A 15,231-nucleotide genomic window follows, 5' to 3' on the forward strand; every position below is an offset into this window, starting at 1 on the left:
TTCTAGCGCGTCGGTGTTTAGGACGTGCCCTTATCCTTGCCTGCCCCCTTACTTGAGCCCTTGCCAGCCCCCTTGCCGGCGCCACCCGTCATGCTGCGAATCGGGATGCCGGCCAGCTGCGTCAACGCATCGGCGCACCACTGCACCAGCTCCGTATCGCGCAGCGGAACCGCGCGCATGCCCTGGCCGCGCTTCGGAGCCGGGATCAGCACAATCTTGGTGGTCGCGCGGTAGTTCGCCGCGGGGAACAGGCGCTTCAGGCGCACCTGGGTGGAATCCTGCAGCTCGATGGGGCTGAAACTGATCTTCGAGCCCGTGGCCACCACCTCCGTGACCTGCAGATCGCGGCACAGCAGGCGCAGGCGCGAGAGCACCGCGAGCATCTGGATCTGCTCCGGCGGCTCGCCGTAGCGGTCACGCAACTCCTCGAGGACCTTCTCGATCTGCTCCTCGTCCTGTATCTCGGCGAACTTGCGGTAGGCCTCCAGGCGCAGGCGCTCCGAAGCGATGTATTCGGCCGGGATGTGCGCATCCACCGGCAGGTCGATGCGGATCTCCTTCTTTTCCTCCTCCCGGCCGTCGACGGGCTTGCCGTCGGCCATCGCGCGGAACGCTTCCACGGCCTCGCCGACCAGGCGCACGTAGAGGTCGAAGCCCACGCCCGCGATGTGTCCGGATTGCTCGGCGCCCAGAACGTTGCCGGCACCGCGCATCTCCAGGTCCTTCATGGCCACCGCCATGCCCGCGCCCAGGTCGTTGTTCTGGGCGATGGTGGTCAGGCGGTCGTAGGAGGTCTCGGTCAGCACCTCCCCCTTCGGGTAGAGGAAGTAGGCGTAGCCGCGCTCACGGGAACGCCCCACGCGCCCGCGCAGCTGGTGCAGCTGGGAAAGGCCCATGTGGTGGGCATTTTCCACGATCAAGGTGTTGGCGTTGGCGATGTCCAGGCCAGTCTCCACGATGGTGGTACACACCAGCACGTCGAACTCGCGATCCCAGAAGCCCTTCACCGTGGTCTCCAGCTGTTCCTCGCTCATCTGGCCGTGTGCGACCACTACCCGGGCCTCCGGTACCAGGCGGCGAATGTCCGCAGCGGTCTGCTCGATGCTGCGAACCTTGTTGTGGACGTAGAACACCTGCCCGTCGCGCAACAGCTCGCGGCGGATGGCCGCGGCCACGTGCTTATCCTCCTGCGCACCCACATACGTCAGCACCGGGTGGCGATCCTCCGGCGGGGTGAGGATCGTCGACATCTCGCGGATGCCCGCCATCGACATCTCCAGCGTGCGGGGAATCGGGGTTGCGGACATCGTCAGCACGTCCACGTGGGTGCGCAGCGACTTGATGTGCTCCTTGTGCTCCACGCCGAAGCGCTGCTCCTCGTCCACGATGATCAGCCCCAGGTTCTTCCAGTGCACGCCCGTCTGCAGCAGGCGGTGGGTACCGATCACGATGTCCACCGTGCCGTCGGCCATGCCATTGATAACCTTCTTGGACTCCGCCGGGGTGGTAAAGCGGGACAGCTCCTTGATGGTGGTGGGAAAGTCCTGCATGCGCTCGCTGAACGTGTTGAAGTGCTGCTGCGCCAGCAGGGTGGTAGGCACCAGCACGGCCACCTGCTTGCCCGACTGCACGGCCTTGAATGCGGCGCGCACCGCCACCTCGGTCTTGCCATAGCCCACGTCGCCGACGATCACGCGGTCCATCGGCACCGGCTTTTCCATGTCGGCCTTCACGGCCTCGATGGCGTTGTACTGGTCCTCGGTCTCTGTGAACGGGAAGGCATCTTCCATCTCCCGCTGCCAGGGCGTATCCGGGGCAAAGGCATAGCCCGGCGCGGCCTGGCGGCTGGCGTAGAGCTGCACCAATTCGCCCGCGATCTCGCGCACAGCACCGCGGGCCTTACGCTTGGTGTTCTTCCAATCCGCGCCGCCCATCTTCGACAGCGCGGGCTTCTCCCCGCCGACGTAGCGCGACAGCATATCCAGCTGATCCATCGGCACATAGAGTTGATCGCCCGGCCCACCCCGCTTGCTGGGAGCGTATTCCAGCACCAGGTATTCACGGCGGGAGGCGTCCGGCCCCTTGCCCACCGTGCGTTCCGTCATCTTCACGAACTTTCCGATGCCGTGGGAATCGTGCACCACCAGATCACCCGGCTCCAGCGCCAGCGGATCCACGCGGTTGCGCTTCTTCGCGGGCTTGCGCTTACCCGTGGCCTTCGCGTCCACGCGGTTGCCGGTCAGATCCGTTTCCGTGAAGAACAGCAGGCTAGGGCGCTTGTCGTCCCCGGCGAAGGGGAACACCAGCCCCTCGTAGGCCACCGCGTGGTAGATGCTCACCTGGTGCGGCGCGGGCTCGTCGGCGGTGGTGTGCTTGGACTTCTTGATCCGCCCCAGGCCCCGGCTGCCGCTGAGGTCCACGCCGATCGCCTCGGCCGCAATGCCGGCTTCTTGGAAGCGCCGCAGCATGCGGGCCGCCACGGCCGGGGTTGGGGCCGCGAAGGCCACCCTTCCGCCGGATTCGACGCGCTTGCGGATGTCGCTCATCAGCGCACCGATGGCCTCCATCTCGCCGTGCGGTCGGGGCGCCGAGTCGTAGTTGAGTTCCAGAACATCGGAAGTGTCGGCGTCAAAATCGGCCATCCCGAGCGTAGACAACGTCCACCAGGGCCGCCCCAGCTTCTGCTGTACCTTCTGCACCGCGTCGATCGATAGGTAAGCCACGCCCTCCATCGGCGCCGAACCTCCCATCGCCGCAACATCCCAGCCGGCCTCGAGGAACTGCTGGCCGGTTTCGCGCAGGTCGTGAGCACGGCGTTCGACGGCTGCGGGCGCCATCACCAGCGTGTGCGTACCTTCCGGCATAAGCTCCGGCAGCGCCACTAGCTCGGCCGTGTGCAGCGCCGGGATCAGCGATTCCATCCCCTGCACCTGGATCTTCTGGCTGATCTTGTCGAGGATCTCGGCCAATTCCGCGTTGCCGGCGTGCTCTTGGGCAAGGTTTTTTGCTTTGGACGCCACCTCGTCCGTGACAACCAATTCCCGGCACGCATAGACCATCACCTGGTCCGGCTCCACCCCGGGGATGGTCCGCTGGTCGCCGACGCTAAAGGCGCGCACCTCCGTGATCTCGTCGCCCCAGAAGTCCACGCGGACGGGCATTTCCTCGGTCGCGGGGAAGATGTCCACAATGCCGCCGCGAATGGCGAAGTGGCCGCGCTTGCCGACCACGTCGACGTGCGTGTAGCCGAGCTCTTGCAGGCGGTGGGTCAGGGAGTCGAAGTCGATCTCCTCGCCCACCTTCAACCGCGCCGGGGTGACCTCGCCCAGGTTCGACTGCACGGGTTGCACAGCTGCGCGGGTCGGAGCCACCACCACCTGCAGGTCCTCGTCTCCCTCGTGCAGGCGGCGCAGTACGCGCATGCGGGTGGAGACTGTCTCCACGGCCGGGGAAAGCTTCTCGTGCGGCAGGGTCTCCCACGACGGGAATAGTTCCACCCGGTCACCCAGCATGTAGCGCAGCACCGTGGTGAGGTCCTGAGCCTGGCGCCCCGTGGCAGTCACCACCAGCAGCGGGGTGCGCTGCGCCAGCGTGCCGACCGCGAAAGGCCACGCGCCCTCGGGGGCCTGCATGTGAAGGGAACGCTCCCCCAGGTGCGTCATCATCCCACGCAGTTTCCCGTCCTGCGCAGCGGCTTTCAGCAGCCCCGCCAGGCTAGGCGCCGGGTTCGAAGAGCGGTTGGCGTTGGCTTTGGGCGTGGCTGTCTGACTCATGGCCAACAGTTTATCCTCCACGCCACACTGCGGTTTATGCGCCCGGTTGGGCGTGCTGTAAAGTGTTCGCTGCACATTAATATGTGCGCTTCTCCCATGGTGTAATTGGCAACACTACGGTTTTTGGTACCGTCATTCTAGGTTCGAGTCCTGGTGGGAGAGCTTTTTCATTTGGAAGGGTGGGGCGATACATGTCCGGCAAATCCAGCACAGAATCCAGCAGGTTCTGGCACACATTCACCACGAAATTCATCGGCACGCCACCCGAGAGCGACCTGAAGCACGTCGAGGAAAACGCAGGCCGCTATTCCCTGGGCTTCGGCACACAGAACATCGGCGATCAGATCGTTTCCGCTAAGACGGTTCTGCCGTGGTTCCTGTCTGTCGTCGCCGCCCCGGCGTGGATCATCCCGCTGCTGGTGCCTATCCGTGAGTCCGGTTCGATGCTGCCGCAGGCCCTGTTCCGCCCGTGGCTGCAGACAAAGACCTCGCGGCTGGGTTTCATGCTTGTCGGCACGCTCGGCCAGGCGCTGGCGTGCGCGATCATGGTCGCCGCCGCGCTTCTGACCGACGGGCTGCTGGCCGGGTTGATCATTCTGTTCGCCCTCGCCCTGCTGTCCACCTGCCGCTCTTTGGTTTCGCTGACCAGCAAGGACATTGCCGGGCGCACGGTTCCCAAGGGGTTCCGCGGGCGGCTGACCGGCTTTGCCACCACCTTGTCCGGCGCGGTGGCGATCCTGGTGGGTGTGGCCATTCAGGCCGCCCGCGGCGAGCTGACCCCTACCCTCTTCGCAGTGCTCTTCGCCATCGCCACCGCAGCCTGGCTGGCCAGCGCATGGCTGTTTAAGGGGATCCGTGAGGGCGTCACTAAACAAGAACAAAAAGAGCTACCACAGGGCACGAACTACCTACGCGATGTGTTCGACGACATCGTGGACCTCGTGCGTTCTGACCGTGACTTTAGGCGCTTCGTGCTGGTCCGATCACTGCTGCTGGCCTCTGCACTGTCGCCGACGTTCCTGGTGACGATGGCGAACCAGCAGAGCGTGACGGAGGAATCCTCGCTGGCCAGCGCCATCTTCACGGGCCTGGGAACGTTCGTGATCGCCTCCGGCGTGGCCTCGCTGCTCGCGGGCAGGATCTCCGGCTTACTGTCCGATGTGAGCTCCCGCAACACCCTGTCCGGCGCCGCACTACTGGCGACGATCGTGCTCATCATCACCGTGGCACTGGGTTACGCTTCTTCGCTTAGTGACGCCCATGCGTGGACCACCGCCCTGGTGTGGTGGCTGCCCATCGCGTTCTTCATCATCTCGCTTGCCCACGCCGCGATTAGGGTCGCCCGCTCTACCTACATCGTGGACATGGCAGAGGGCACGCAACGCACCCGCTATGTCTCGGTGGCGAACACCCTGATGGGCGTGTTGCTTCTGATTGTGGGTGCGCTGACCAGTGTGTTGGCACTGGTTTCCCCCGAGGTCGCACTGGCTGCGCTGGCGCTTTTCGGGCTACTCGGCGCCGCGCTGTCGAAGACCCTGCCGGAAGTCTCGGTGGGCAAAAACAAGATTTCCTAAACGCCCGCGGGCGCCCCTCCCCGATGCGGTAGCTAAGCGGCGCTATGCTGGTATTCGCTTTTAACCGAAAGTAAGGAATGCCAACAACGTGACTGATGCTGCTCAGAACCCCGAAGCTCAACCAAAGGCCCAAGACAAGCCTGTGGCAGTGATCGTACTGGCCGCAGGGGCGGGCACGCGGATGAAGTCCGCAACCCAAAAGACCCTGCACTCCATCGGCGGGCGCACCCTGCTTTCCCACAGCCTGCACGCTGCCGCTGGCATCGACCCCGCCCGCATCGTGGCTGTTATCGGCCACGGGCGCGAGCAGGTCGGCCCGGCGGTGGAAGAGGTAGCCGAGCAGCTGGGGCGCAGCATCGACACTGCGATCCAGGAGCAGCAGAACGGCACCGGCCACGCCGTGCAGTGCGCAATGGAGGAGCTGGAGGGCTTCGAGGGCACCGTAGTGGTCACCAACGCGGACGTGCCACTGCTGTCTCCGGAGACCCTGCAGGAACTTACTGCCACCCACGACGGCGCCAGCGTGACCGTGCTCTCCGTCAACCAGGACAACCCCACCGGCTACGGTCGAATCCTGCGCACCAACGACGGCATGGTTACCGCCATCGTGGAGGAAAAGGACGCGACGGAAAAGCAGAAGGCAATCACCGAGGTTAACTCCGGCGTGTTCGCCTTCGACGCGGCCATCCTGCGCGATGGCCTGGCGCAGTTGAACACGGATAACGCCCAGGGCGAGCTGTACTTGACGGACGTGCTGAGCATCGCCCGCCGGGCGGGTCACCCCGTTCGGGCCCACATTGCCGCCGACGCGGCGGAACTCGCGGGCGTCAACGACCGAGTACAGCTTGCCGCCGCCGGCGCTGAACTCAACCGCCGCACCGTGACCGCCGCGATGCGGGGCGGGGCCACCGTCGTGGACCCGGCGACGACCTGGATCGACGTGGACGTACAGGTCGGCCAGGACGTCACCATCCTGCCGGGAACGCAGCTGCTGGGCACCACCACCATCGGCGATAACGCGCAGATCGGGCCGGATACCACTCTGGAAAACGTCACGGTCGGCGAAGGCGCGCAGGTGGTGCGCACCCACGGGTTCGATTCCACCATCGGCCCGCGCGCCGAGGTAGGCCCCTTCACCTACATCCGCCCCGGCACGGTGCTGGGCGAAGATGGCAAGCTCGGCGGCTTCGTCGAGGCGAAGAAGGCGAACATCGGTCGCGGCTCGAAGGTCCCGCACCTGACCTACGTCGGCGATGCGACGATCGGCGAGTACTCCAACATCGGCGCCTCTAGCGTGTTCGTGAACTACGACGGTGTGAACAAGCACCACACCACCGTAGGTTCCCACGTGCGCACCGGTTCCGATTCGATGTTCATCGCCCCGGTCGTCGTGGGCGATGGTGCCTACTCTGGCGCCGGCACCGTCATCAAGGAAGACGTGCCACCGGGCGCGCTGGTGGTATCCGGCGGCAAGCAGCGCAACGTCGAGGGCTGGGTGGCTAAGAAGCGCCCCGGAACCCCGGCGGCGGAGGCCGGCGAGGCCGCAGCCAAGCGTGTGGCGGAAGGTGGTTCCCCGGCTTCCACACCGCAGGCAGACCAGCAGGCAGACCAGAAGTAGCGCACGCAAGCTACGCTGGTTTTTGTTGATATGTCTGGGCGCGCCCTAAAATAGGGAGCGCCTAGTAAAAGTGAATAGTCCAGCTCTTCGACCGGAAGGTTAAAGCACAAGTGTCCACCACCCACTGGATCGACAATCAAAAGAACCTGATGCTGTTTAGCGGCCGGGCTCATCCGGAATTGGGGGAGGCTGTTGCCCGCGAATTGGGCATCGAGGTCACTCCGACCACCGCCCGCGACTTCGCTAACGGCGAGATCTTCGTCCGCTTCGAAGAGTCCGTCCGCGGTTCCGATGCCTTCGTGCTGCAGTCCCACCCGCAGCCGCTGAATAACTGGCTGATGGAGCAGCTGATCATGATCGATGCACTAAAGCGTGGCTCCGCCAAGCGCATCACCGCGATCCTGCCCTTCTACCCCTACGCCCGCCAGGACAAGAAGCACCGCGGCCGCGAGCCGATCTCCGCCCGCCTGGTTGCCGACCTGCTGAAGACCGCCGGTGCGGACCGCATCGTCTCCGTGGATCTGCACACCGACCAGATCCAGGGCTTCTTCGACGGTCCGGTGGATCACATGCACGCCATGCCGATCCTGACCGACTACGTGAAGGCCAACTACAACCTGGACAACATCTGCGTGGTCTCCCCCGACGCTGGTCGCGTGAAGGTGGCCGAGAAGTGGGCCAACGTGCTGGGCGATGCCCCGCTGGCGTTCATCCACAAGACCCGCGACGTGGACGTGGCCAACAAGGTCACCGCCAACCGCGTGGTCGGTGACGTGAAGGGGCGCACCTGTGTACTGTTGGACGACATGATCGATACCGGTGGAACCATCGCCGGCGCCGTCGGCGTGCTGCGCGAGGCTGGTGCAGGCGACGTGATCATCGCCACCACCCACGGCGTATTCAGCGGTCCGGCGCGCGAGCGTCTGAGCAGCTGTGGCGCCCGCGAGATCATCACCACCGATACTCTGCCGCAGTCCACCGAGGGCTGGGACAACCTGACGGTTCTGCCGATCGCCCCACTGGTGGCCAAGACCATTCACGAGATCTTCGAGAATGGCTCCGTGACCACGCTGTTTGAGTAGTTTTAATCCCCGGTTGGGGGTGTGCTAACATACTTTCGAATCTCGGCGAGGGCTGAATTCCTACATAGAATTTGGCCGTTATCGGCGCGAAAAGCACACTCCCCCTTCTTTTTGTGTGACGTAACCTTTCAAAGCGAGTCCGCTCGTGTGCGGGTGCGTGACCAATGAAACTGTGGGATGCATACACGCCGCGAGATATCGCGGCATTTTTTATGTCCGCGGTAGAAACGCAAGAGCGATTCAGAGCAATCTGAAACACAAAATTTGAAGGAGAAAATCATGGCTGACATTACCCGCCTGAAGGGCGAGCTGCGCACCGAGTTCGGCAAGGGCGCTTCCCGCCGCCTGCGTCGTGACTTCCGCGTTCCAGCTGTTGTCTACGGCAACAAGCTGGACCCGATGCACGTTCACGTGGACATCCTGGAGTTCCAGGCAATCCTGCGTAACGAGGGCGTGAACGCCGTTCTGGAGCTGGAGATCGAGGGCCAGGACCACCTGGTCATGATCAAGGCTGTGGACCAGAACGTGCTGACCCTGGACGTGGACCACGCTGACCTGCTGAACGTTAAGCGCGGCGAGAAGGTTGAGGTTGACGTTCCGGTTATCTTCACTGGTCAGCCTGCTCCGGGCGCCCTGGTCACCCAGGAGGCAGACGTCATCACCATCCTGGCCGACGTTCTGAACATTCCGGAAGAGATCACCGTCGACATCGAGGGCAAGGAAATCGGCGACCAGGTTCTGGCCGGCGACCTGCAGATGCCGGGCAACGCAACCCTGGTATCCGAGGAAGACACCCTGATCATCAACGTTGTGGAGCCGGAGGAAGAGGAACTGCCGGAGCCTGACGAGGAGGGCGAAGGCGCCGAGGGCGAGGCTGCCGAGGCAGCCGAGGACGAGTCTGCAGAGGGCGAGTCCGAGGAGTAATTCACTCCCCCTTCACACACTGGGCCACTCCGCGTGCACTTTTCACACCGGGTGGCCCTTTTTGTTGCTCTTTTTTATTGACGCCCACCCCACGGCCGCGGGGGCTGTCCGGGGTGGACAGTACAATAACCGTCAGTGAGCTAGAGAGAGGGCTGGGAGACGGTGGCGTCACCAAACAAGAAACAACACACCAACAGCGACACGTGGCTGATCGTCGGCCTGGGCAACCCCGGCGATAAATACGCCAATACCAGGCACAACGTTGGACGAATGGTGATCGGCGAACTGCTGGATCGACAGGTACCGGCAGCCAGCCTGAATGCCCACAAGAAGACGAACACGGACATCGCCGAGGTGACTATCGCGGGGCGCAAGGTGGTGCTGGCGCAGCCGCGGACCTACATGAATGTGTCGGGCGGGCCGGTGCAGCAGCTGGCGGCGTTTTTCAAGATCCCGGCGGGTAACATCATCGTCGCCTACGACGACCTCGAGGGCGATCCGGGGGCGGTGAAGCTGCGGCAGTCCGGTGGCGACAAGGGGCATAACGGGTTGAAGTCCATTACGAAGTCCCTGGGCACGAAGGACTACTGGCGCCTTTCGTGCGGCATTGGACGGCCGCCCGGGCGCATGGATCCGGCGGCCTATGTGTTGAAGCCCTTCCCCAAGTCGGAGGCGGCGGATGTGGCGATCATGTGCGCTGACGCAGCCGACGAGGTTGAACGCACCCTCGGTGTGGGAAACTAGTGACTGTGTCTTTCCTCCAATCTCTATTTTCCGTTTTCCGAAAGAACCCCGCACCGCAGGCGCATGTAGATAAAAGTGCTGGTGCTAGGCCAGCTAAGCCTGTTAAGCGTGCCAAGCTCACCGTCGAGCAGCTGCGAGAGTTCGCCCCTGAATGGATTGTGATCGGCCTGGGCAATCCCGGTGCCAAGTACGCGGAAACCCGGCACAATATCGGCTATTGGCCGATTGATCGTCTGGTTGAGCGGTATGAGGCGCAGTGGCTGCCGGTGGAGGGGCAGAAGGCTCATGCAGCGTTGATCACGGTGGAGGAAACCCCCGTGGTGCTGCTCCGCTCCACGACGTACATGAACAATTCCGGTGAGGCGGTGGGGCCGCTGGCTTCTGCTTTGAGCCTGCCGGCGGGGCGGGTCATTGTCTGCCACGACGAGCTGGACATCGCCACTGGCCAGGTGCGCATCAAGGATAAAGGTGGCGAGGGTGGCCACAATGGGCTGCGTTCAATGACTGCTGAGTTGGGCACCCAGCACTACGTGCGCGTCCGCATGGGCATCGGCCGCCCGCCTAAGGGCACATCTGTGATTGATTTCGTTTTGAGCCCGTTCGAGGATGCAGACATCGACCTGGAGAGCGGGTGGATGGAGAACACGCTTCAAGATTCGGTGGACTCAGTGACGCTCATCGTGAACAATGGCACAGACATTGCGCGAAACGATATCCACACACGCAAGCACTAATAAATGCTGCGGTGCAGGTAGCGCGCAGTAACGAGAATACTCGCGGGTTTTCGAGCCTCCTAGCGTTAGTATTGATGAATCAATGCACTCGATATTGCCTTTGGGAGATGCAAAGTGAAGCAGGTTTTTGGACTACTGCGCGCTGTTCGTAACGCACGAACGGGTTCAGCGAAGTCGTCTCCCGACCAGCAGAAACGCCAGAAATCTGGTGCGCCTTCCGGGCCTTCTGTGCCTTCTAAGCCGTCTGCGAATTCCGAACCGTCAGCGGCCTCCAAACCGTCTGCGGCTTCCAAACCTTCCGAGGCGAAAAAGGCGGCTCCTGCGAAGGCGGAACCAAAGGAGGTAGCTCCGGCGAAGCCCGCGCAGCCGCCGATCAAGCTCTCCGCAGTCGGCGCCCCCAAGGCTCCCTCCGCTCCGAAGCCACCAAAGGCTTCCGCTTCTCAGAGGCAGGAGCCGCCGAAGGCAACCGCAGCCTCGCAGGATCCCAAGAAATCCACTACGACTGCGAAGGCCCCTAAAACAGACAAAAACAAGAAGCAGACAAGCACTAGCCCCAAGCAGGCTGCTACTGCCCGGCCAGCTGCGGCTGCTCCGGCCATCAAACTCGGTAGCGTAGGTGCGCCGCCTGCCCCGGGGGCTGCCCCTGGCACGACGCGAAAGACCCCGGCTGCCAAGGAGGCGGCCGCCGCGAAGCCTGCTCCCAAACAGGAGCCCAAACAGGAGCCCAAGCAAGCGGCGAAGTCACCCGCAGCGAAGCCTGCACCCAAGGAGGCCGCGAAGACGGCGCCCAAGCAGGTCGCCAAGCCCGCTCCCAAGCAGGCGCCTGCAGCAAAGGCCACGCCGACTACAAAGCCGAAGGCTGAACAGAAACCGGCTGCCAAGCAGGCTCCCAAGAAGGCGCCTGCAGCAAAGGCCACGCCACCCGCGAAGCCGAAAGCGGAGCAAAAGCCGGTACCCAAACCGGAGCCCACACAGGCGCCCGCAGCGAAGCAAGCGCCCAAGCCAGCCGCGAAGACGGAGCCGAAGCCGGTACCGCCAGCGGCGGAAAAGTCGGCGTCACAACCAAAGAATCTGCCCGAACCAAAGCAGGTGGCAACGGCACAACCTGCACCACAGCAGCACCCCGCACCACAGCAGCACCCTGCGCCACAGCAGAACAACGTTCCGGAAGCGCTGGCGATCCCGCCCGAGAACAAGACGGTTAAGAAGGATCGCCGTGCGCGCCTGCGCCAGGTGAAGGGACTAGATGGCCTGCGTGGCCTCGCCGTGCTCGCCGTGGTGATCTACCACTTCTTCGGCGATATTCTGCCCGGTGGCTACCTGGGCGTGGACCTGTTTTTCGTCCTATCGGGCTTCCTGATCACCTCGCTGCTGGTGCGCGAGTACCGGGTAAACAACACGATCAGCCTGAAAGACTTCTGGATCAGGCGTTTCCGCCGTATCCTCCCCGCCGCGCTGGTCACGCTGTTTATCGTCACCGCAATCGTCACCGCCATAGGTGGGGACATCGCCGTGGGCATCCGCGAGCAATTCCTGGGCACGCTGTTCTTCGTCAACAACTGGACGCAGATCGCCACCTCCCAGTCGTACTTTGCGGAAAACGAGGTCCAGGTTTTCGCCCACTACTGGTCGCTGGCGGTCGAAGAGCAGTTCTACATCATCTGGCCGCTGGTGACACTCGGAATCTTCGTATTCACCCAGCGCCGGCTCCGCCGTAGTCCACGCCGCGTCCCGATGCTGGTCACGGCGGTGCTGGCCGTGCTTTCCGCTGCGGCCATGGCGCTGCTTTTCACCCCCGGCGAGGATCCGACGCGCGTCTACTACGGTACGGATACGCACGCTTTCGGCCTGCTCATCGGCGCTTTCCTCTCGCTGGCTGTAACCTCCACGCGCAACGATCCACGAGTGGATTCCTGGCCGTCGGCAGGAAAGTTTGAGGCTCGCGTTGCCGGAGCCATCGGTGCCCTGGCGCTTGTCGGCTACATCATCCAGCTGCTGTTTATGGGCGACGACCTGGCGGTGACCTACCAGGGTGGCCTGCTGCTGACCAGTGTGCTGGGCGTGCTGATGATCTGGGGCGTGATCCGCGAGACCGGCCCGCTGACGTGGATCTTCCGCACCAATGTCATGCGCTGGCTCGGCCAACGCTCGTTCTCGTTGTACCTGTGGCACTGGCCGGTCATCATGATTCTGCGTGCTCTTTTTGACGCCGACGGTCACATGGACCACAAGTGGATTCTCGGGCTGGCAGCGGTGCCGATCGCTCTGCTGATCTCCGAGATTTCCTACCAGCACGTGGAAAACCCCTTCCGCCGCCGCGGCTACAAACAGACGTGGAAGGACTACTGGGCTTCCCGCCCGAGCTTCCACGAGATCAACGAGGGGTTCAAGAAGGTCGCGTGGCCTGTTGTGCCACTGCTCGTCGTAGCTTGCGTGGGCGGTGTGGTCTACGGCGTGGTGAACTCCAACGACAAGACCGAGCTGGAGCAGGAACTGGACCAACTGCAGCGCATGAACCAGGAGGCCAACAAGGGCAATGCCCCCGCCCCCGCTACTCCACCGCCGCCGAAGGAAGAGAAGGCCGCGGCCGTGCAGGGCAAGGACATCACCGCCGTGGGTGACTCCGTGATGCTGGCAGCCAGCGAAGCGCTGAACACCAACTACCCGGGCATCTACATCGATGCGGACGTTTCCCGCCACTACACCGCCGGTATGGACGTGCTGCGGCAGCTGAACGATTCCGGCAAGTTGCGCAAGAACATATTCCTCGGCTTCGGCACCAACGGCCCGGCCTTCCCGAACCAGTTGGAGGAGATGATCAACCTCATCGGCCCCGACCGCCAGATCTTCATGGCCATGCCTTACGGCGATCGTGAGTGGATGGCGCAGTCCCGCCAGGAAGTGCTGGACGCAGCCAAGGCGCACGACAACGTCTACATCGCGGACTGGTGCGGCCATGCTCAGTCCCACCAGGATCTGTTGTTCGAGGATGGTGTGCACCCGATGCCCGAGGGCGCGCAGGAATACGCGAAATCCTTCGACGAGGCGCTGGCCCAGGCCGCGAACCACGAGAAGAAGACCACGACTACCTGCGCCTAATGCCCACCCGCTAGACTTGTGGGCATTATGAGTTCAACCGCATCCGAAGCCTCGCGCCGCCGCACATTCGCCGTCATCGCCCACCCGGATGCCGGTAAATCCACCCTCACCGAGGCGCTCGCGCTGCACGCCCACATGATCAAGGAGGCCGGCGCCGTACACGGCAAGGCCGGCCGCAAGTCCACCGTCTCCGACTGGATGGACATGGAAAAAGACCGTGGCATTTCCATCGCCTCCTCCGCGCTGCAGTTTGAGTACGCCCCGGAGGGTCACGACGGCGAGCCCTTCATGATCAACCTTGTCGATACGCCTGGCCACGCGGACTTTTCGGAGGATACCTACCGAGTTCTGTCCGCCGTGGATGCCGCAGTGATGCTCATTGATGGCGCGAAGGGCCTGGAGCCGCAGACGCTGAAGCTGTTCCGCGTGTGCAAGGCCCGCGGTCTGCCGATCGTGACCGTCGTGAACAAGTGGGACCGCCCCGGCCGCAGCCCGCTGGAGCTGGTGGACGAGATCGTCAACGAGATCCAGCTGCAGCCCACTCCCCTGTTCTGGCCGGTTGGCGAGGCCGGCGACTTCCGCGGGTTGGCGCGCATCAACGACGACGGCGAGGCCGAGGAGTACATCCATTTCCTCCGCACCGCCGGTGGTTCGACCATCGCCCCGGAGGAGCACTACACCCCGGAGCAGGCCGCAGAGCGGGAAGAGGACGTGTGGGAAACCGCCGCCGAAGAGGTCGAGCTGCTGGCCGCCGACGGCGCGCTACACGACCAGGAGCTGTTCCTGGAGTGCACCACTTCCCCGCTGATCTTCGCCTCTGCGATGCTCAACTTCGGCGTGCACCAGATTCTGGATACCCTCTGCGCGTTGGCGCCCGCCCCAGCGGGCCGCGATTCCGACCCGAAGGTGCTCGAGGCCGCCGCTGGCGGAAACTCCGTCGCGGTGGACGAGCACCGCGACCCCACCGATGATTTTTCGGGCGTGGTGTTCAAGGTACAGGCCGGCATGGATCGCAACCACCGCGACTCCCTGGCTTTCATGCGCGTAGTCTCCGGCGTGTTCGAGCGTGGCATGCAGGTCACACACGCGCAGTCGGGCCGGTCTTTCTCCACGAAGTATGCGCTGACTGTCTTCGGTCGCACCCGCGCCACCGTGGAGGCCGCCTACCCTGGCGACATTGTGGGCCTGGTCAACGCTGGTTCGCTCGCCCCGGGAGACACGATCTACGCCGGCAAGAAGGTGCAGTTCCCGCCCATGCCGCAGTTCGCTCCGGAGCACTTCCGCACGCTGCGAGCCAAGTCCCTGGGCAAGTACAAGCAGTTCCGCAAGGCCCTCGAGCAGCTGGATTCCGAAGGTGTTGTGCAGATTCTGCGCAACGACGCTCGCGGTGACGCTAACCCGGTCATGGCCGCCGTCGGCCCCATGCAGTTCGAGGTTATGCAGGCCCGGATGGACGTTGAGTACAACGTGGAGACCGTGGCCGACCCCGTCCCTTACTCTGTCGCCCGTCGTACTGACGCCGAGTCCGCGCCGGTGCTGGCCAAGCAGCGAGGTGTGGAGATCTTCACCCGCACGGACGGGGAGCTGATTGCCCTGTTCGGCGACAAGTGGAAGTTAGCCTTCGTGGAGAAGGAACACCCGGAGCTGACGATGGAGACTCTGGTCGCCGACTAGGCGGAGTAG

At 63.7% G+C, this 15,231-nt stretch carries 9 protein-coding genes and 1 tRNA gene; 9 read left to right on the forward strand and 1 reads right to left on the reverse strand.

Annotated features, from left to right (window positions below; translation table 11 throughout):
* Nucleotides 1–17 precede the first annotated feature (17 nt).
* The gene (gene mfd / locus HMPREF3166_RS04790) at nucleotides 18–3,773 is read right to left on the reverse strand and encodes a transcription-repair coupling factor (RefSeq protein WP_070487918.1); all 3,756 of its coding nucleotides are present in this window, start codon (nucleotides 3,771–3,773) and stop codon (nucleotides 18–20) included.
* Nucleotides 3,774–3,863: 90 nt separating this feature from the next.
* Here mfd and HMPREF3166_RS04795 point away from each other — a divergent pair.
* The 9 genes from HMPREF3166_RS04795 (at nucleotide 3,864) to HMPREF3166_RS04835 (ending at nucleotide 15,222) form a co-directional block, all read left to right on the forward strand.
* Nucleotides 3,864–3,935 (forward strand) — tRNA-Gln (locus HMPREF3166_RS04795).
* A gap of 29 nt (nucleotides 3,936–3,964) precedes the next feature.
* Nucleotides 3,965–5,347, forward strand: coding sequence for an MFS transporter (locus tag HMPREF3166_RS04800; RefSeq protein WP_070487920.1), 1,383 nt, complete (start codon nucleotides 3,965–3,967; stop codon nucleotides 5,345–5,347).
* Nucleotides 5,348–5,435: 88 nt separating this feature from the next.
* The gene (glmU, locus tag HMPREF3166_RS04805) at nucleotides 5,436–6,965 is read left to right on the forward strand and encodes a bifunctional UDP-N-acetylglucosamine diphosphorylase/glucosamine-1-phosphate N-acetyltransferase GlmU (RefSeq protein WP_049049157.1); all 1,530 of its coding nucleotides are present in this window, start codon (nucleotides 5,436–5,438) and stop codon (nucleotides 6,963–6,965) included.
* Nucleotides 6,966–7,075: 110 nt separating this feature from the next.
* Complete coding sequence (locus tag HMPREF3166_RS04810; protein ID WP_005293382.1) at nucleotides 7,076–8,047, forward strand: ribose-phosphate diphosphokinase; 972 nt, start codon at nucleotides 7,076–7,078, stop codon at nucleotides 8,045–8,047.
* A gap of 279 nt (nucleotides 8,048–8,326) precedes the next feature.
* Nucleotides 8,327–8,971 carry a 50S ribosomal protein L25/general stress protein Ctc gene (locus tag HMPREF3166_RS04815; protein WP_035004532.1) on the forward strand — a complete coding sequence of 215 codons (645 nt, stop codon included), beginning with the start codon at nucleotides 8,327–8,329 and terminating at the stop codon, nucleotides 8,969–8,971.
* Nucleotides 8,972–9,133: 162 nt separating this feature from the next.
* A complete protein-coding gene (gene pth, locus HMPREF3166_RS04820) occupies nucleotides 9,134–9,715 on the forward strand; it encodes an aminoacyl-tRNA hydrolase (RefSeq protein WP_049049159.1) in 582 nt (193 codons plus the stop codon).
* The gene (gene pth, locus HMPREF3166_RS04825) at nucleotides 9,715–10,449 is read left to right on the forward strand and encodes an aminoacyl-tRNA hydrolase (protein WP_070487921.1); all 735 of its coding nucleotides are present in this window, start codon (nucleotides 9,715–9,717) and stop codon (nucleotides 10,447–10,449) included. Before pth (HMPREF3166_RS04820) ends, pth (HMPREF3166_RS04825) begins: the two co-directional genes overlap by 1 nt.
* Before the next feature lie 114 nt (nucleotides 10,450–10,563).
* Nucleotides 10,564–13,548: an acyltransferase family protein gene (locus HMPREF3166_RS04830; RefSeq protein WP_070487923.1), complete on the forward strand. Its 2,985-nt coding sequence runs from the start codon at nucleotides 10,564–10,566 to the stop codon at nucleotides 13,546–13,548.
* A gap of 27 nt (nucleotides 13,549–13,575) precedes the next feature.
* Complete coding sequence (locus HMPREF3166_RS04835; RefSeq protein WP_034985922.1) at nucleotides 13,576–15,222, forward strand: peptide chain release factor 3; 1,647 nt, start codon at nucleotides 13,576–13,578, stop codon at nucleotides 15,220–15,222.
* Nucleotides 15,223–15,231: the final 9 nt, after the last annotated feature.

Origin of the sequence: Corynebacterium sp. HMSC08A12 (genome assembly GCF_001807485.1) — a bacterium.
Classification (GTDB): Bacteria; Actinomycetota; Actinomycetes; order Mycobacteriales; family Mycobacteriaceae; genus Corynebacterium; species Corynebacterium evansiae.